Origin of the sequence: Trichlorobacter lovleyi, from assembly GCF_015239775.1 — a bacterium.
GTDB classification, from domain to species: Bacteria; Desulfobacterota; Desulfuromonadia; order Geobacterales; family Pseudopelobacteraceae; genus Trichlorobacter; species Trichlorobacter lovleyi_B.
The window spans coordinates 1124637-1143578 of the sequence record NZ_CP058409.1; the positions used below are offsets into that span (position 1 = coordinate 1124637).

An 18942-nucleotide genomic window follows, 5' to 3' on the forward strand; every position below is an offset into this window, starting at 1 on the left:
GGATAAATAACTTTGTTCAGGGGGGACTATGTCATTTTTTCGAAACATCAAGCTGTTGTGGAAATTCTCAATTTTTGGGGTTATCGCCACGACTTTGCTGGTGATCTCCATGGCGGTCTCCTACGTCGGTATGAAAGGGGCTGATGAAAGGGTTGATCTGTTTGTCGATAAATATCAGGCCCTGGCATTGACGGTAAAAGGGCTGTATGCCCAGGGGCTCCAGACTGAACAGGCGATCCGGAATGTTATCCTGAACCCTGCTGATGAAAAGGCCTTCAATAATTACAAAAAGGCCTCGGAAGACTTCAAGGTGCTCCTTGGTGACGGTCTCAAGCTGGCCAAGGGACTGAAGGGGTATGAGGCAAAGCTGCAGAAACTGGCGCCGCTCTGGGATGAGGGGGGGGCTATCAAGGATGAGGTGATCAAGCTCTCCAGGGATGGCAAACAGGCCGAGGCGATCGAGTTGATGGTCAAGCAGGAAACACCCAAATGGCGTGAAATCAAGGATTCGATTCTGGGTACCCAGAAGGAGCTGACGGCTGACATGAAGGCTGAACATAAGGCCTTGACAGCCTTTGGTGACCGCACCTTTTATACCACGGTCACCACGCTGGGGGTGACGATCATCCTTATCAACCTGATGTTGTTGGCCTTGTGGCGGATCATGCAGAAATCGATGGATGACATGGTGCATCGTCTGCAGGATATTGCTGCTGGTGAAGGGGATCTGACCCAGCGCCTGGAGGTGCAGGGTAAAGACGAGTTTGCTGATTCCGCCCATTGGTTGAACGAGTTCATTGCAAAACTGGATAAAACCCTGTCCAGCGTGTCTCAAACCAGTCAGAGCCTGGCATCAGCCACCTATGAACTGAACAGCACTGCCGACCAGATGGCCACCAGTGCAGAAGAAGTGGCGGCCCAGGCCTCGACCGTGGCCACAGCCAGCGAAGAGATGGCAGCCACCAGTAACGATATTGCCAGCAACTGCTACGCAGCGGCCGAGAGTGCCCAGCACGCAGCCAACACGACCCAGAAGGGGTTTGACGTGGTCAAGTATACGGTGGACGGTATTCGCCAACGGGGAGAAAATACCCGTCAAACCGCGCAGGCCATTGCCACGCTGGGGGAACGTTCCGATCAGATTGGCGCCATTGTGGCAACCATTGAAGATATTGCCGACCAGACCAATCTGCTGGCTTTGAACGCAGCCATCGAAGCTGCCAGGGCTGGCGAGATGGGACGGGGCTTTGCCGTGGTTGCCGATGAGGTACGGGCACTGGCAGAGCGGACGACCCGTGCTACCAAGGAGATCGGCGAGATGATCCGGTCGATTCAGCAGGAGACCAGGGCTGCCATCCTCTCCATGGATGCGGGGGTGGCGGCAACGGAAAAAGGCGCGGCCGAGGCGGGCCAGCTGGAACATGCCCTGATGGAGATACTGGAGCAGGTGAATGCCGTGACCATGCAGGTCAGCCAGATTGCAACCGCTGCAGAGGAGCAGACCGCCACGACCAGCGAGATAACCGGCAACATCCACAAGATATCCGATGTTATTGAAGGGACGGCCAAGGGGGCGGCAGATACCTCAAGCGCGGCCACTTCGTTGTCAGCGCTGGGCGAGGAATTGCGGCGGCTGATGGCCCAGTTTAAACTTTCCTGATACTGACCTGTCGTTGCGTGCAGCACAGAAAAGGCCCGCTATCAAGCGGGCCTTTTCTGTTGGGATGGTGCTATCGGAAGATGACAGACAGTCAGACCAGCTACTGCACCTCAACCTGCCAGGGGCTGCTTTCACTGCGCAACTCCGGCCGGTACATCGGCCAGATGGCCGATGGCAGCGACAGGACCTTTCCCTTCAGTTCCGGGTAGACCACAAAGCGGAACTCATGGCTGCCTGAGGGCAGGTAGCCCACAAACCAGGCCATCAGGGTATCGCGGCGCTCCTTGTGGTCGTACCAGCCCTGGTAGTAGGCCTCGTTAGCATAGCGCGGGTCACGGTCTGCCTGACGGACCTCAAAACCGGCCGGCAGGTGGTCTTCCAGGATCAGGTATTCAAGGGTGGCACTGTTTTTAACGCTCAGGCGAACCTCCAGATCTTCGCCAACGGTTACCGGCTCGCCCGGTTTCAGCGGTTCGTATTCATGCCGCCACTGTCCGTTTTTCTGTACGGATCTGATCCGGTAGATACTGCGCTCAAGCTGCAGGCCATCGGCCTTGGCTACCTGCTCCACCGGTACACGGTACTGCAGGGTTGCACCCAGATAGGCACTGCCGCTGTTGTTGGATTTTTCAAGCTGCAGGCTGTTTGCACCAACAACGGCCGGAGCGGTCAGGGTGGCGCGGCCAGCGGTCAGGCGCCCTTTTTCAACCCGGTACTGCTCAAGCTCCTTGCCATTCAGCAGCAGTCGGGCGGTATAGGCGGCATCAAGTTCACCGCTTGCTGCAACAAAGTCAGCCAGGGCCCGTACCCCGGCAGCCGAGGTAACCGTGGTCTGCCACCAGCCGCCCCGTTGGTTGCGGGCCAGGTAGCGGGCCAGTGCCGCTGAAACGGCATCTTCCGGCATGATCCGGCTTGTGGCTGAGAGTAACGCGGCAGTGGTCTCAAGGGATGAGCTGCCCCAGCGCCAGCCGGTCTCGTTTTCAGGCAGCCAGGCAGCCTCGCTGTCCCGTTGCAGCAGCGCTTGCAGTCCCTTCAGGATCTGTGCTGCCTGTTGCCGTTGGCCACGGTTGTCCAGTGCCTCGGCAACGGCAATCTTCGCCTCTGGCGGCAGGCTGGTCAAACCATCAAGCAGACGTTTTTCAGTAGCGGGATGGTTGCCGCCGTGGGCGGTCAGTGCCCGGTAGAGCACGGCCGCCTGTTCTGGCCGGGCCTTGTCAAGCTGGCTTTCCAGTGCCTTGGTGCCCCGCTGCACAAGCTGCTCATCCAATTTTATTCCGGCCCGCTTGGCCGTTGCCAGCCCCTGCATGGCCAGGGCGGTCAGGTGCGGGTTGGTGCTGTCGCTCTTCCACCAGCCCCAGCCACCATCTTCATGTTGCAGATCAGCCAGACGCTGCAACCCCTCAGCCACGATCTGCGGCAGTTTTGCCTGCAGAGATGGTGAGAGATTCCGTCCCTGGGCCGTCAGCATCTGTTGAGCATAGACCGCCGGCACAAAGCGGGAAACCGTCTGCTCGACGCAGCCGTAGGGGAAGGAGATCAGATACTCCAGGGCCGGGATCAGACTGTCCGCCACGGTGGGGGAAAAGGTGGCGACAATGTTGCCGCTGTCCGGCAGTGCGGAGACTGGCTGGGCAACTGTTGTCTGCCCTTGCCCGCTGCGCAGTGCAATACTGGCGGCCTGTTCCCGCTGCAGGGAGCGGGGCAGCACCGGGAAGGTCAGCTCCAGGGCATCTTTGCCCTCGCTGCCGGCTGCGGTCAGCCGCAACAGGGCCTGGCCGGGCTGTTGCGCCGTGACCTCGATATTCTTGCGCAGGGAACCGCTTGCCGGAACCGTTCCGGTAAAGTTGGTATCGCCCAGCAGGGTCAGACCGGTGGCCTCAAAGCGCCCCTTGACCTGTTGCTCTTTGCCGCTCGCATCGTTCAGCAGCCCCGGAATCTCCAGCCGGTCCCCGGCAACCATGAAGCGGGGCGGCGCCAGGCGGGCCATGAACGGCAGACGGCTGATAAGGCTGGCCTGTCCGCTGCCAAACTGCTGCTCTGCCGTGTGCCCCACCGCCGTGGCACGCCACTTGGTCAGGTTGTCCGGCAGCACAGCCTCGGCAGTGACCGTGCCGTTACTGTCACTGGCCAGCATCGGCAGCCAGGCCGCGGTATCCTTGAAGACCTTGCGGACCTTGATCCCCTTCAGGTCATCGCTTTCAGCCAGTTTTGCCAGATCCTTTGATGCGCCCCCCAGGTAGAGCCGCGGGAAGGAGTGGATCGTGCGGACCAGATGGTCCCGCCGTCCCCGGAAGAAGCGGTAGATCTCCTCGCGGGTCTCCGGCGCCACGGCAAAGATCGCCTCGTCCACCAGGGCCAGCGAGATCTCGGCCGGAACCGGCTTGCCTTCAGCCGTGCTGCTGATGGTAATCCTGGCAGTATCGCCGGGGGCATAGACCGGCTGCTGCGGGGTCACGGTCAGATCCAGTTTGCCCGGCTGGTACTCGACCTTCAACAGCCCCTGCTGCTGGTAAAAACGACCATTGCTGATGGTGCTGGCCGAGACATGGATGTTGGGGGCCAGATCCTTGGTAACCGGGATCGCAACCACCTGCACCGCTGCGGTGATCGGGATGATCCTGCTCTGATGGATGCGGCGCCCTTCAAGGGTCAGCAGCAAGGAACCGCCCACTGCCGGAGCCCGCAGGATCAGGCGGGCTGTCTCGCCCGGTTTGTAGCTCTTCTTGTCAAACTCCGCCTCAAGTTCACGGTAGCTGCCAGCCCAACTGCTGCCTCGTTCCCAGACCCAGGCATAGGTCTCGTCATAGCTGCGGCGCTTGCCTTCATCAAAGGTCTCGGCCCGCAGCCGCCAGTAGTCTGATGACGGGAAACTGTAGCTGATCCGGGTTGCCCCATCCTTACCGGTGCGGTCGTGCAGGGTGGTGACGGTCTTCCAGCTATAGGTGCGGCTCTTTTTGTCATAGACCTGTTTTTCAATGATCAGCGCCACCGCTGTGTTGGGCTTGGCAATTCCCTGCCAGTCAGCCACCCGCAGGATAAAGCCGGATGGTTTGCCCGGCTGCAGCAGGTACTGCTCCCCCTTGATCCTGATATCCAGCAGTGACGGCACCACGGTCAGGCCGGTTGAGCCGGTGACCTGACGGGAGGCGTTGTCGGTCACGTCGGCCTCGATGGAATATCTGACCGGCTGTTCATGGTTTTTGGCCGTCACCGTGAAGGTGGCCTCACCATTGGGGTCCAGCTTTGCCTCACCTTCGCCAATAAACTCGCTGTAGCCGTCATACTGATACGGTTCTTCACCAAAACCGCCACCGGCACGTTCATCAGCGTACCAGGGCTGGGCATAGACCCGCCAGACCAGCTTCCCTTCTGCCACTGGTGCGCCAAAGTAGTAACGGGCTGAAAGTTTGACCGGGATCTGGCTGCCGGACAGCGGAAACTGTTGGTCCGCATGCAGCTTTACCTCAAACTCCGGTTTGCGGTACTCCAGCACCTTGAAACTGCCCTGCCACGAGTCTGCCCCATTGCTGGCAGAGATGCTGTACTCCCCCAGGGTGGGGGTTGCAGGCAGTGTAAACTGGCCATGGAACGAGCCGGATGGTGAACTTTTGAGGGCCTCTTCAAAAACGGTCTTGTCGCCGGAATCGGTCACCTTGATGGTGATCTGACCTGCGGGGGGCAGCTGGTAATCATCCCCGGCTTTTTGACGCATCACACCTTTGTAGAAAACGGTCTGGCCTGGCCGGTAGGCGGTCCGTTCTGTATAGAGATAGCCTTTGATTGCGCTGGCTTGCTGCTCACCTTCATCCGCAGCCAGTGACAGTATGGCCAGGCTGTTGCCAAGCCGACCAACCACCCGTTGCCCCTGCTGTTTGATGTTCCAGAAGGCTGTGCCGTCTGCAGCGCTGGTTGCCGCGGCTTTGCCGGGGACTGAGCCATAGAAGGCCACCTTGGCAAGCGGCTTGCCGCTCTTGATATCCAGGGCCTGCAGCAGGGTACGGTCCGGCGCGGTTTTGGCCACCAGCCCCAGATCGGTTGCCAGGAAGGCGACCCGGGCGGTTGCCCCATCCCCCTGCAGCTGCAGCAGATAGGCTCCGGGAGGTAGCGCGGGCAGTTTGAATCTGCCCCGTGTACGGTAGTCGTTTTTGCCCGGTGTCAGGGTAACGTTGAATTTCTTCTGCAGCTTCAGCAGGTGATCCGGGATCTCTTCCGGCTTGGCAAGGTTAACCGTGTTGTTGATGATCGCCTCGGGCGCAATCCGGTTGATGCTGATCTGGGCCTTGTTGACCCAGAGGCCGTAGACCCTGACCGGCACCACCTTGTTGGACAGGACCACATCGCCGTACAACTCCAGGTCCAGGGAGGGTGGCCTGGGGGTTGCCACCAGGGCCAGCTGCTGCTGTTCCCCTTCTTTCAGGGTCAGCTGCTGTTCAGTGCGCTCCATCCGTTCATCGGAGATGGCAACGGTGTAGCTGCCCGGCGGCAGCATCCCGATCTTCAGCTTGCCATTGCTGTCCAGCTTAGCACTGCGCCAGACACTGCCGCCGTTCAACGATAGCGAGACACCGCTAGCAGAACCCATATGTTGGTGGTTGGAAAGGCTGGCGCTGATCTCCACAGCGCCTGCCCTGCGCACCACCAGATCCCCCAGTTGCTTGTTCTCACCGACAGCAGGCTGGGGGTAGAATGACTTTTCCAGCACCCAGTCCGGCTGTTCCAGGATCAGGTCATGACCACGGCTGTCAAGGCTGTCAAAACGGAACCTGCCGTTGGTATCAGTGATTGCGCTGAACAACCGGTCAACCAGCATCCTGAATCCAGCCAGCGGCTTGCCGGTACTATCCACCAGACGTCCGGACAGTGAGGCGGCCTTGTTCAGCCAGACCTTGGCCTCGGCCTTTTCCTGACCATCCAGATAGAGGTAGTTACGGCTGGTGCCCATGCCTGCCGCCCTGGTCAGATACTGATAGGTCCCCTTGGGCAGGCTAGCTGTTCCGCTGCCGTTGGCATCCACGGTCAGGTTGGCAACCACCCTGCCCGAACCCGTGTTTTCCCGGAACTCGATCGATGCTGCAGGTATCGGCTTGTTGGTCTCGGCAGCCATCACCGTGATCTGCACCGGTATTGGGCCGGTTGCAACAGGTGCGGCACCTGAGGGGATAACAGTCAGCAGAGAAAGAAACAGGAGTGAAAACAGGGTGAGCAGGCGTTGCATAACAGACTCCTCTAGGGGTGCTGTGGATATGATGCTTGTCTTTTTGTTAACGTGTGAGAGCGCACCGGCTTGGCCGGTGTTACACTTGGTTGAAAAAACGGCATCTATCTATTTTGAAAGCTTGTCTTTAAGAAGCCTTCGTAATCAAGCATCAATCCCCACATCATTAAAATTGGGAGATAAACGAGCTCGTACGGGATTTTGTAGTCGCTGAAGAAGATTTTTTCGAACTGATTACCGCTGAGGTATGGTCCGTGCTGAGTGTTTCTAATTGTTCGAATCAGGTTCTCCCCAGTTTTATCTCCTTCCTCAAGCTTTTCATAAAGAGACAAAACAGCCTTAGACATGTGCTTTCCAAGTTTATCGTAAACAGGTTTGAGATGATGTTTAAGCATGGAAGCCAAAGATTTTCCGAATTGCGGTCTAAAAAAGCCTTCAAATGCCGCTGCCTCTGCCTTTTTTATCTCTTTCTTTTCAATATGATTAAACGCCACGGCTAGATTCGCCAGCTTATCGAGAAATGCAAGAGCATGTCTCAACTTAGTATTGCTGTTATTTGTGAAGTTGATAGCGATCATATCGGAAAACATCATATGAATTGAACTTTGCGCTTTTAAGGCGCTGAGATAATCGAGATCTCCGTTACTAGTGACAAACTTTAAAGGGTCGTTTAAGTGACTCATCAAGTTGTTAATTCCGTTTATGCACTCAGTGTAATATTTTCTGGCACCATATGATCGCAATTCGTCGAGATTCAGGAAATCTTTTATGTATTCGACTGGCACAGGGTTATGGCTCGATGCTAGCAATTCGAAGATACCTTGGGTGCCTAGGTAAGGGAAGTGCCACAAATTTTCATGCAAGAAATGCAAGTGCGATGCAACTTTTCCAAACGGAAAGGTGACCGAAAAGGGGGAAAACATCAAGAGTGCTTCAGGATACGTGGCAATACTAGCTGGCGTTGGGACAAGTGCCATAAAATTGAGTTTTTCATCTATCCGTCTTGCAATGTGTTCAGCACCAAACTGATTAATTCCTGCTACAAGTCTATAAATAGATATCATTCCCTGTTGGTAATTAACTTCGCAAGTGAGCGGGAATACTGCCTTAGCCTTCATTTCGTCATACATAAAAGGCAAGACCTTCTCAATTAATGATTTCCTTGTCTCTGTGGGAGTGCTTGAAAAGAAAAACTCGTGCGAATTAGCTTGGATATTGCTGAAGATACCAAAGTTACTTGGAACCACTATTTTTTGCTTCAATGGTTCCATTTTTTCAAATTTGGGCAGCATATATTTTTCGACATAGATTTCTGCGATTTGCTGATGATTTTCACGAGAGAGCGAAATTGGTTTAGACTCTGTTTTTAAAACTGGAGGGGGGCCTTTCTTTAATTGCTCATCGTATTCAGGGATAACAAGATCGTTGCCATCCAAGACAAAGGAATAGCCGGTATTTTCTGATAGAATCCCAATGTTCGATCCCTTGGATTTTTGTGCAAGGCCGCGTAATCTTACATAACTCATGACTGTCTCCGCTGACCCTAACCTCAAGTGGTAATTTTTCAAAAATTGCGTAAGAATAATCTTCTTTTAAGACTTATTTTTTTAACTTCTTATTGAGCGGTTCGCGCGCGTGCGCGCGTAAACCGCTCAACCTCCCAAATGGAACATTTATCCTACCGGTTTGTATGTTTCCAGTCGTTCTGGCAACCGCATAAATATTCATCCAGTGTAACCGCTGTAACCTCACGATGCAGCGAAAGGGTAGTGTCACCAAGGAAATACTAGGGACACTTCCCATATTTACAAAACTACAACCTTATAAAGGCATGCTGCCGATCTTCTTGCCGGTTGTTTCAGCCATTAATCCTGGAAAACCTTCATTTGCCGCAAAAGAGCGCAAAGAGATAAAGGAAAAACGGGCAGATAGAAACAGTACCCCAAACACCATGCCGCACTGACTTAAACCCGCGATAAAAGTTTGGAATTCTGTAACTATCCAGCTCAGCCTGTCTGTTTTTAACCCCTCCTGTCCTCCCCTTACCTAAGGGGAGGGACGCACAATCAGGGCTTTGCAACAGTAGCGACGATACACCATCGAAGCATCCCCCCTCTTAAGCATAAGAGGGGGACAGGGGGAGTTATGATGCCGATGCTGAATAGCAACGAAATTCTTTGTGATCTTTGCGTTCCTTTGCGGCCATTTGCTTTGTGTGTTGCGTCACCACTCATAGCTTTCAATTCGTACACCTTTTCCTGTCTGATGCACGACACGTAGTTTTGAATTTTTTACATCAATATGCCAATCCGCTGTGACCGGAACAGAGACCAGCTTCTTTAGGCCGGTTCCTCTCTTGTCTGATACAAACAAGGTTGTCTCTTTTGAATCCGCGCTGCGTATGCCGATAAGAAGCTTGTTTTTCGGTTCTCGCTTACTGATACGACTGTTGTTCATGACTAGATTGGAGTGTGATGCGTTGAATTCCATTTCACCATTCTTGAACCCTGTCTCAAAGATAATAATTGGAATTCCTTCCTTCTTTGGCGCTTTAAACAAGAGCGTTGATGTTCCGTTTGCAGGGTCAAATATATTGATGTTGGTTGCCGTATTGCGTGATGATTTGCTGCTGAGAAAGCCACCCTCTGTGGTGTGATCTTGCACCGCTTTGTAGTACAAACCTGAAGCTGGATCATAGGTGTCAATGTGTGGCTCATAGTAGCCGCCCGCAAAGGCCGGGGTACTGAGCAAAAGTAAAAACAGCAAAAAATAGTTCATTGATTTCTCCTGATAATCCAATCTGTTATCCTACAGTATTACTCTATTGGCGGCCTGCGGGTGTGCTGATGGAGCAAAGCCCAGGCACTGCCTATGGTTCACTCGATACTGCTTTCAAGGACAGTACTTTTACCACCTCCTCCGCAGAATACACCGGTATTTTTGACTTTTTAAAATCCTTCTGATTGCGGGTGACAATGGCTTCAGCTCCGACATGACCGGCAGATTCATGAATTACTGCGTCTTCAAAATCGCCAAAACCAGCGGCAAGTGCTGACTGGAGGACAGGTCGGTTAACAGGGGCTACTTCAAAAAGACTCAGCAGTTTTTTCAGTTCTTCCTGTGCCTTTGGTGTACCTACCACTTTTGCTGCAAGATAATAGACGGTCGTGATTGTCGTGCCGCACAAGTACCCGGTGGCGCTTCCGTCTTCCACCTTTGAAAACAGTTCTGCTGCGGCATCCGCGAATGGCATGCGGTCCATCAGCAGATCAAGGACGATGTTTGTATCCAGGAGTATTTTCAAAGGTGTTTTTCCTCCAGATATTTTTTGTAATCCTTTTCATCCAGCTTTGATTCCCGCAATAACCCCCGAAGTGATTGCGTTATTGGTGTTGAAGGTGTGTTGGTTTTGGCTTTCTGAGTAGTGAGCAGCTTGAAGTAGTCTGCAACGATCTGCGATACAGATTTCCCGGCTTGTGCTGCGTAGGATTTAGCCTGTTCAATTAGTTGATCTTCAAGACGAAGAGTGAGTTTGGTTTGCATGGTAGCCTCCAAATAAATAGACGTATTGTTTTGTTTAAAGTATACGTCTGTGGCTTGTTCGTGTCAATCCGGTCTCTATTCCTGACTCCTGATATACTCCGCCTTGAACCGGTACAGTCTGACCCCGCTGCTGCGCTCGCTTAATCCCAGGCGTTGCAGGGCAGAGCGCCAGGCATAGTGTGCGGTGCGGGCCTCACCCGGCACAATCGCCACCCCGCGGCCATCCGATGCCTCCACCAATAAGCCTTCCTGCTGTGGATCAACCAGACGCCAATCGCTGACCGGTTGGGGCTGGCCGGGAAAGGTGATCTGGATACTGGCAGAGCGGGCCAGTTCCGGGGTTAAGCGGCTTGCACGACGGTCATTCTTCAGGGCCAGCCGGATGTTGTCGCTGATCTCATCAAACAGGGTGGTGTGGCGCGGAGTAAAACTGCCAAAACAGGCCATGACCTGGCGCTTGACAAAGAAGGTGACAAAACAGGCCCGCTGGGAACCAGCGGTGATCGCCGGTGGGCCGGGTGCGGGCTGCTTTTCCAGATGGCTGACCATGACCTCCCTGGCATACTCCAGCAGGGCGGTCCGGTCCGGCAGGCTGAAGGTTGTGCCGGAAGCGGGCAGCGTCAGCAGACAGATGCAGAGGGTGAGCAGTGCCAATCTGCCTTTCATGGCCTGGTCCCTGTCACCACCCGGCTGGGGGCCGGGTAGATGTCCTGGGAGATCAGCTCATCCCGTACCTGTCCGTTTTCCCTGATGATCCGTCTGGTTTCGGTGGAAAACCCGCTGGCCCCCTGTTGTTGCGGTGTGGCGGCATTGCTGCCCACCACCACGGTGTCCGGCACCAGCCTGGTCCGGCTGACGTTCAGCTCTGTGGTGAACGGTTTTTCAAGCGGGGCATACAATGACGTGGTCAGACGGTTCCGGTTCAGGGCAATGCGCAGTTGCAACGGATAGGGAAAGGGGTTTTTCAGTTTCAGGTCTTTACGCCAGGAGGCGATGGTGGCATCCCGGCCCGGCGGTACATGGCCGACAGCACGGGAGTGGGGGTGTCGCTCCACCACCTGCATGCCGGCCAGGAGCCCGGCGTTATAGATGGTGGAGGCCAGCTGGCAGATGCCGCCGCCGGGGATATCCTCCAGCAGTCCCGATGCCGTGATGATCGGTGCAGCCTGGTAGCCCTTGCCGGTGTCCCGGGCGCCGACCCGCTCGTTAAAACTGAAGGTCTCACCCGGTGCAATGATCAGCCGGTCCAGGTCGCGGGCTGCGGTGGCGGTGTTGTGGCGTTGCTGGTCTGAGCGAAGTTGCAGTGAGGTGCTGAAGCCACCCCAGATATGGCTGAAGGCATCATCAGCAGCCAGGGCTGGCTGGCCGATGCAGAAAAACAGCAGGAACAGGAAGAGGGCAGGAATGCTCTTCATGGCCGCCATGTCCGGTATACGGGGTGATTGGGGATCATGAAGATCTTATAGCACAGTTTAGAGAAAACGCACGAAGACCTGATTGGAAAGCAGCATTCCCCGCTTGGTCAGGCAGAGCCGGTCCCGGCTGCAGCTCAGCAATCCGGCTTGTTGCAGCTGGTGGATCGCTTCTGCAAAACGCTGCTCCACGCGTTCGCCAAATTGCTCTGCAAAACCGTTAAGGCTGATACCGTCTGCCATGCGCAGCCCCAGGAAGATATGCTCAGACAGGGCATCCTCACGGGTCAGCTCCTGTTGTTCGGTTGCTGCAAGCCTGTTGTTTTGGATGGCAGCAGCCCAGGTCTCAAAAACGCCCTGATTGCCCCAGCGCAGGCCCCAGCCCTGGCGCAGAAAGGAGTGGGCACCAGGCCCGATCCCAAGATACCCGTCCCGCTGCCAGTAGCCGCAGTTGTGCTGAGATCGACAGCCTGGGCGGGCAAAGTTGGCGATCTCGTAATGTTCGTAGCCGGCAGCGCCCAGTCGGTTATCAGCCTCTTCAAGCATGTCTGCGGACAGGTCATGGTCCGGCAGTTCTGGTGAACCTGCAGGATAGCGCCCGGCAAAGGGGGTCTCCTCCTCAATGGTCAGGCCGTAGATGGAGAGATGATCCGGCTGCAACGCCAGCGCTGCTGCCAGATCCTGGCGCCAGGCAGCCATCTCCTGGCCCGGCAGGCCGCAGATCAGGTCCAGGCCGATGCTGTTGAAACCGGCCTGCTGCGCCAACTGGAAGCTGCTGCGGGTTTCGGCTGAGGTGTGCCGCCTACCCAAGGTTTGCAGCATCATGTCGTTGAAGGATTGCGCCCCCAGCGAAAGCCGGGTCACTCCGGCCTGGCAATAGCCGGTCAGCGAGTCAAGGCTGACCGTGCCGGGGTTGGCCTCCAGGGTGATCTCAATCGTGTCGCTGTGACCAAACAGATCCCGTGAGTGGGTGACCAGACGGCTGACCTGTTCAGGCGTCAGCAGGGAAGGGGTGCCGCCGCCAAAGTAGAGGGAGCGGAGCGGCTGGTTGAGGGGATAGGCCGTGGCTGCCAGTTCCATCTCTTGCAGCAGCAGACTGCAGGTCTGCTCCAGCTGGTGCGGTTCAAGCGGCCGGGAGCTGAAGGCACAATAGCCGCATTTGCTGAGGCACCAGGGGATATGCAGGTAGAGACGGGAGAACATCAGGCAGAAAAAACTACTGCGGTGGCTGTCTGCTGCGTTGCGCGGTGCTCGCTTCCCTGCCTACCTGCTGTGGTATGTCTCGGTCGCTGCGCGCCGTGCGCCTGGCATCCAGCCATCCTCATGACGTTTTTTACAGGGCTTTTAAGCTGTTGCAATCTAATGGCCGGCAGGCTACAGTTTGTAAAAAGAGTGAAAGCGGGGATAGGTGTCATGAGATCAGGTCTGGTGCTGTTGGTGTCCATACTGTTGTCCGGGCTGGCCTGGGCAGATATGCCTGGTGAGAAGCTGTTTAACCGCAAATGCACCATGTGCCATGTGGTCAGAGGGCGGGGCGGGGCGATCGGCCCTGATCTGAGCAAGGTGGCTGCCCGTATGTCAGAGGCCCAGCTGCAGGCCAAGGTGGCCTACCCCAAGAAGTCCCATCCCGGTACCTCCATGCCTTCCTTTGCCACCCTTGAGGCCGCTGAGATGCAGGCGTTGATGGCCTACCTGAAGACGCTTAAATAACAACGCGTAGCGGCTACTCCCGTTCGCAGCCGATTTCGCTCACCTCAATCTGTCTGGCGTTACTGGACAGCTTCAGGGTGAGTTTCTCTGCCAGTTCACGTTTGGCACGCCCCTGAACCAGTTTTTCCTCACCATGAAACAGGACCCGTCCGGTAAAGCGGATGGCCTGGCTCTCATTCCCCGCAGCAATATAACTGTAGCGCACGTCACAGAAGTAGCGCAGCGGACCGTTCAGGCTCTCTGCACCGCGCAACCGCATCATGCCGTTCAGGATGCATTCGTTTGGTTCCAGACCATCCTTGCCGCAGGTCAGTGACGGCATTGCGACCTGGATGCTGACCGGTTCTGCTGCAATAAGCGGTGATGCGGTCAGTGTCAGAAACAGTCCGAAAACTGCTGCCAGCTGAGAAATCTTTGGTGTCATGACCACCCCCTGATTGCCGGCCGGTTTCAAAAACAGGCAGGAAGACGTTTTGCTCCGGTTGCCGTAGCCGGAACGACAGTAGCAGTTCTGGCCCTCAAAATCAAAGCCGCTTTTGCCATGCACTGTTCAGCTGTGTCTTGGAGAGGCTGCGCGATGTTTTAAAAGCGGCCTGTTGCTAGCCTGCCTTGCGTTCCACCCATGTATTGGCTCCGTAGGAGGGCCGTTGCTCGGCCAATGAAGCGGCCAGTCGTGTCACGATGGTGTTACTGCAGATCAGCGTGCCAATCCGTTCAATTACCGGTTCAAACTCCAGCCACAATCCAAAAACAAGTATCACTACTCCAAATAGGACGATCGGTTCCATTGTTCACGCTCCTGAAAGGTTTGTTGGTCTCTTGGGTCAGTTCATCCGGCGGTACACGCCGATTACCTTGCCGACTATGCTCAGCTCGCCATCCTCCGGGCGGATGATGATCGGTTCCATGTTCGGGTTTGCCGGTTGCAGCCGGATGTGGTCCCGTTCCCGGTAGAACCATTTCAGCGTCACTTCACCATCAATCATGGCAACCACGGTATCCTTGTTGCCGGCAGTCTGCTGCGGTCGTACCATTGCCAGATCGCCGTCCAGGATGCCTGCATTGATCATGGAATCACCACTTACCCGCAGAAAGAAGCAGTCCTCTCCCTTGACCGCCATCGGATCCACCGCGAAGTGCCCCTGAATATCTTCAATTGCAGGGGCAAGGTGCCCAGCCCGCACGACACCTACCACCGGCAGAGATACTGAACGGTTGGCCGGCCGCACCAGGGCTATGCCCCGGTTGACACTCTCCCGCTTGATGTAGCCTTTGCGCTCCAATGCCCCGAGATGCTTCATGACCGGCAGCGTGCCCGAGACATTCAGGTGGCTGGCGATCTCGCGCTGGCTGGGCGGAAAGCCGTTGTCATCCGTGTATGACGTAATGAACTGCAGCACCTGTTTCTGGCGCTGAGTCAGTTCCTGTTGGGGTTTGCCTTCATAGGTATTCATATGACTACCATATATGATTTTGTACGGATGTCAATACCAAAATGAGCTGAGCGCCATGGGCAAGCCGCCGGGATTGTTGAGAAGAGCCGGGAATGGACTGTGAAGACAGACACGAGCAGGGGACGACCTGCAGGGTGAACAACAACAGCCCGCGGCTGTCGGCTGGAGGGGCGGGGAGTTCCATGCTGGAAGTGGTTGTAAAGGAGATAGCTGTTGCAGCAGGTGACGGTGGCGGTAGCAGGTTTGGCAGTGGAGTCAGGATGGCCTGTCAGCACGGCCTGGGAGAATCATGGCTGAAGCAGTGCAAGGCGCGGGGCTGCGACAGACTCCCCGTCTCTAAGGCGGTAGTGGTGAGCTTGAATCGGAATGGTACCGGAGGGGTAAGGGCTGCCGGCTTGTCGTGCACTGCACGGCATGACCGGCAGCCCTGGTGACGAGCACCTGGATGGTGCTGAATCTGTTAGCTGCTTGAGATTGGCCAGCCCTTTTCAAAGCCGGGCGGGAAGAAGTTTTCTCTGGTGCGGTTGTAGTAGCCAAACTGGAGCTGCGGGAACTCCTGCTTCAGCTCAGTCAGCAGACGGTGCATGCCGATCCCCCGGCCGTTGGCCTGCATGGCCCGGTTGTAGAGATCAGGATCAATGGACAGGTTTCTGAGTTGCAGCATATCCACCCCGGTGTCAGCCACGAAGCGTTTCAGTGCCGCCACCTCCTCCGGTGCATCGGTCACGCCGGGGGAGATCAGGTAGTTGACCATGGTAAAGCGGCCGGCCTGCTTGGAGATCTTGAGGGAGCGGATAACGTTGTCGAAGCTGTACCCTTTAGGCCGGTAGTAGGCGTTGTAGCGTTCTTCCAGGACCGAGTTGAGCGAGAAACGGAAGGAGTCCATGCCGGCGTCGCACAACTCCTCTATCCGCTCCGGCAGGGAACCGTTGGAGTTGAAGTTGATCGTGCCCCGTGAGGTGGCTGCCTTGAGACGGCGGGTTGCCTCGGCGATGGTGGGGGCCTGCATGATCGGGTCCCCTTCGCAGCCCTGTCCGTAGGAGACGATCGCCTGTTCGGCCTGTTCCAGATGGGGCAGGGCCAGCTCAATGATCTCTTCCGGTGTGGGTACAAAACTGATCCGGTCGTGGTTGGAGGGGCAGCACTCCGACGCCTGCAGCGAGATACAGCCCAGGCAGGCCGAGTTGCAGACCGGTGAAGTGGGTAGCGGCGCCTCCCAGCGGCGGAAGAAGAGGTTCTTGGCAGCAAAGCAGTGGTAGTCGATGGCACAGCGGGCCAGCTGTTCCAGCAGGCGGTTGTCCGGCTGTTCTGCCAGCCGCTGTCGCACCAGTGGATCCAGCAGCCGGTCATCGTAGTTTTCCGGGTTCCAGTTGGTATTGCTGTCAACTCTGGTGGCGGCCACCACGAAGCAATCCTGCGCCTCATCCCAGCCCACGGCGGTATAGGACCAGAGCGGCAGCAGCACCTGCTTTTTGCTGTAATCACAGGCCGGCAGCAGGGTGCGGGCAAAGCCCGGCGCCATGAAGGCGGAAACCGCCTGCAGTTTGCCCCTGATACCGGGCGCCTTTTCCACCGTGGTAAACCGTTTGGCGCGGTTGTCCCAGGCGATCGGCGGCGTGCCGGGAATGGTGAAGAGGCGGCTGCCTTCCGGTAGCGGGATCAGTTCAACCTGCTCCGGTAAAACCGCTTCCGGGCCACTCATACCGGCCATGGTCAGGAAGGGGTGGTCGTAGATCTGGCCCTGGGCATCGGCGTAGACCAGTTTGGGCAGGGGGCGTTTCATCGTGCGCCTCCTGTGGGGTTGTTGCCGATGCCGAACAGACCGGTAAGGTTGAAGTTGACGGTCCAGGCCCTGTCGTTCGGGCGTTCGCGGTAGCCGGCGGTCACACTCCAGCACTGATGGCGGAACTCAAGGGCGTAGTAGGATTCAAGGAAGTCATGTTTATCAAATGAGTAGCGGGTGGTGTAGGTCGCATAGAGCGGCCTGGTCAGGGCGATGCTTGCACCGCCTTCAAGGTAGTCAAGCTGACGGTCAACCATCCGGTAGCTGATCCGGGCCGCATTGCCGCGCAGATCATTGTATTCAACGCCGCTGGCGGTGCTGGAGATACGGTGGTCATAATGGCTGTAGCGGAGATCTGCCAGCAGCCGGACAGAGCGGTGTACCCAGGTCTCACTCTCCAGGGTCAGATCGCCCCAACGCCGGGAATCATCGGTCAGGGTCAACAGGTCGGTACGGCTGCCGCTCAGGCTGTAGTTCTGCAACAAGCGCAGGGTCATCAGGTTGCGGTATTCTGCTGCCCCTTCCTTTTTGGCTATCCGGCCGCCCAGGTGACTGGCAAGGGAGAGTGCCAGGGTCTGCTGGGCATTCAGCCGGTCCAGCTGGTCAAAGAGCGGCACACTGCTCTGGTCCTTCTCTCCGACGTAGAGATAGGAGAGGGTGGGAACCAGCTCATGGCGCAGGCGCTGCAGATCAAGGAATGAGGCGTCAAAGACCCGGCTGAAGGAGCTGCTGATCTGGGCCCCGGCCTTTGGTATGGCCAGCAGTTGATCGTCCTTGAGGCCGGGATCGACCCGGTTGGTGTTGTAGCCCCGCACCTGCAGGCTGCCGAACAGGGAGAGGTTCAGCCGGCCGCCCAACAGGCTGTTGGTTGAGGTCAGGCGCGGTTCCAGCACGGCCCGTTGGCCATCGGCCCCTTTTTCACGGTAGTAGTTGGTGGCCAGCAGGTCCAGGTCAAAATAGAGGTTGGGGATGTAGGGGAGCGGTTCCCGGACCGCATACAGTGACAGCTCCGGCGCACGTTGCAGGGTGGCGGTGTTGCTGCCGGTGTAGTAATCCTGGGTATAGATGGTCTGGGCACTGGTCAGCCAGTGATCCCAGAATTTGGTCAGTACGATCCGCGAATCATAGTACTGCCGGTTGTACTCACCGCTTTTTTCGCCATAGTCGGCCAGGAAGTTGCGGTCGCTGGTCAGGTTAAGGCTGCTGATCAGGGAAAAACTGTCTGAGAACAGTTCTTTGTGGAACTGCACCAGCTGGCCCCGTTCCTTGTTCTCGTTGTTGTCGTAAATCAGGTAGCCGCCCAGCGAGCCTTCACTGCTGCGGCTGAGTTTGTAGCGGTAGTCAAGCCCCAGGCCGACCCCCCGTTTGGTCTGGACATCCAGGTTAACGGTCGCCTCCTGCGAAGGTGAGATGGCCCAGTAGAAGGGGATGTCAACGGCGGCACCGCGCTTTGAGGAGTTGCCAAATTTGGGGAACAGGAAGCCGGACTGGCGCTCGCGCTTGACCGGCAGGATGATATAGGGGAAGTAGAAGACCGGGATATCTTTGACATAGAAGATGACATGTTTGCCGGTGGCAAACTCCTCCAGGGCGACATCCAGTTCCGATGCCCCGAATTTCCAGCTGGGAACGGCTGCATCGCAGGTGGTCAGACCGCCGTCCCGCAGGGCATAATCATCATCACCGGTCTTGGCGACCTGTCGACCGTCAGCCCTGAAGTTGCCCTGGGCCATGAAGATATGGCCGTTCTCCATCTCCGCCCGCCCGGTCTCGGTGTCCAGCACCAGCTGATCACCCCAGAGTGTGTCGCCGGCCTTGACCAGATGGACGTTGCCTCGGGCCACCAGGGTCTGGTTGCTGCGGTTGAAGGTGGCCTCATCGGCGGTCATGGTCATGTCCTGCCAGATCATCTCAACCTTGCCGCTGGCCTTGATCTGATCGCTGGCAGCGTCATGGTTCATGACATCGGCGCGGATAACCATGCCCGGTGCGGCAGTCTGTTCGGCAGCCTGCAACAGGGCCGGCATCAGCAGGAGCAGTATGAGGATGCAGGTACGTAGTTTCAAGATAAGGTCCTTATTCCGGTTTCATTGCACGGCGCTCACTTGGTTGGCTCGTCACCATCCCTGGGCAGGAACCGGAGGTACAGCATACGAGTTTTGAGT

15 protein-coding genes are annotated in these 18942 nt (G+C 56.6%); 2 read left to right on the plus strand and 13 right to left on the minus strand.

The genetic code is table 11. The annotated features are described in order from the left end of the window. Positions 1-28 precede the first annotated feature (28 nt). Positions 29-1660 (plus strand): methyl-accepting chemotaxis protein, encoded by a 1632-nt coding sequence (locus FY034_RS05135; RefSeq protein ID WP_265554261.1) that lies wholly within the window; start codon positions 29-31, stop codon positions 1658-1660. Positions 1661-1760: 100 nt separating this feature from the next. Here the strand turns inward: FY034_RS05135 and FY034_RS05140 are convergent, their stop codons facing one another. From FY034_RS05140 to hemW, 8 genes are all read right to left on the minus strand, one after another. After that, positions 1761-6875: an MG2 domain-containing protein gene (locus tag FY034_RS05140; protein ID WP_265554263.1), complete on the minus strand. Its 5115-nt coding sequence runs from the start codon at positions 6873-6875 to the stop codon at positions 1761-1763. A gap of 104 nt (positions 6876-6979) precedes the next feature. Next, entirely contained in the window at positions 6980-8401 is a 1422-nt protein-coding gene (locus FY034_RS05145) for a hypothetical protein (protein WP_265554265.1), read from the minus strand. A 697-nt stretch (positions 8402-9098) separates the two neighbouring features. Then, a complete protein-coding gene (locus FY034_RS05150; protein WP_265554267.1) occupies positions 9099-9653 on the minus strand; it encodes a hypothetical protein in 555 nt (184 codons plus the stop codon). 91 nt (positions 9654-9744) lie between these two features. Further along, the gene (locus FY034_RS05155) at positions 9745-10179 is read right to left on the minus strand and encodes a type II toxin-antitoxin system VapC family toxin (protein WP_265554268.1); all 435 of its coding nucleotides are present in this window, start codon (positions 10177-10179) and stop codon (positions 9745-9747) included. After that, complete coding sequence (locus FY034_RS05160) at positions 10176-10418, minus strand: DUF6364 family protein (protein WP_265554269.1); 243 nt, start codon at positions 10416-10418, stop codon at positions 10176-10178. The genes FY034_RS05155 and FY034_RS05160 overlap by 4 nt, the downstream gene beginning before the upstream one ends. A gap of 75 nt (positions 10419-10493) precedes the next feature. After that, the gene (locus FY034_RS05165) at positions 10494-11084 is read right to left on the minus strand and encodes an AMMECR1 domain-containing protein (RefSeq protein WP_265554271.1); all 591 of its coding nucleotides are present in this window, start codon (positions 11082-11084) and stop codon (positions 10494-10496) included. After that, complete coding sequence (locus tag FY034_RS05170) at positions 11081-11833, minus strand: VanW family protein (protein WP_265554272.1); 753 nt, start codon at positions 11831-11833, stop codon at positions 11081-11083. Before FY034_RS05170 ends, FY034_RS05165 begins: the two co-directional genes overlap by 4 nt. 57 nt (positions 11834-11890) lie before the next feature. Then, positions 11891-13033 carry a radical SAM family heme chaperone HemW gene (hemW, locus tag FY034_RS05175; RefSeq protein ID WP_265554274.1) on the minus strand — a complete coding sequence of 381 codons (1143 nt, stop codon included), beginning with the start codon at positions 13031-13033 and terminating at the stop codon, positions 11891-11893. A gap of 210 nt (positions 13034-13243) precedes the next feature. Here hemW and FY034_RS05180 point away from each other — a divergent pair, with 210 nt between their 5' ends. Beyond that, positions 13244-13540, plus strand: a complete 297-nt coding sequence (locus FY034_RS05180) for a c-type cytochrome (RefSeq protein ID WP_265554276.1) — start codon at positions 13244-13246, stop codon at positions 13538-13540. Between the two features lie 13 nt (positions 13541-13553). Here FY034_RS05180 and FY034_RS05185 read toward each other — a convergent pair whose 3' ends face one another. The 5 genes from FY034_RS05185 to FY034_RS05205 form a co-directional block, all read right to left on the minus strand. Next, positions 13554-13964, minus strand: coding sequence for a hypothetical protein (locus FY034_RS05185; RefSeq protein ID WP_265554278.1), 411 nt, complete (start codon positions 13962-13964; stop codon positions 13554-13556). Positions 13965-14139: 175 nt separating this feature from the next. Further along, entirely contained in the window at positions 14140-14328 is a 189-nt protein-coding gene (locus tag FY034_RS05190; RefSeq protein WP_265554279.1) for a hypothetical protein, read from the minus strand. A 36-nt stretch (positions 14329-14364) separates the two neighbouring features. Continuing rightward, on the minus strand, positions 14365-14994 hold the full coding sequence (lexA, locus tag FY034_RS05195) for a transcriptional repressor LexA (protein WP_265554281.1): 630 nt from the start codon (positions 14992-14994) through the stop codon (positions 14365-14367). Between the two features lie 460 nt (positions 14995-15454). Further along, positions 15455-16777, minus strand: a complete 1323-nt coding sequence (locus FY034_RS05200; RefSeq protein ID WP_265554282.1) for a radical SAM protein — start codon at positions 16775-16777, stop codon at positions 15455-15457. Beyond that, positions 16774-18843: an LPS-assembly protein LptD gene (locus FY034_RS05205; RefSeq protein ID WP_265554283.1), complete on the minus strand. Its 2070-nt coding sequence runs from the start codon at positions 18841-18843 to the stop codon at positions 16774-16776. The genes FY034_RS05200 and FY034_RS05205 overlap by 4 nt, the downstream gene beginning before the upstream one ends. Positions 18844-18942 lie beyond the last annotated feature (99 nt).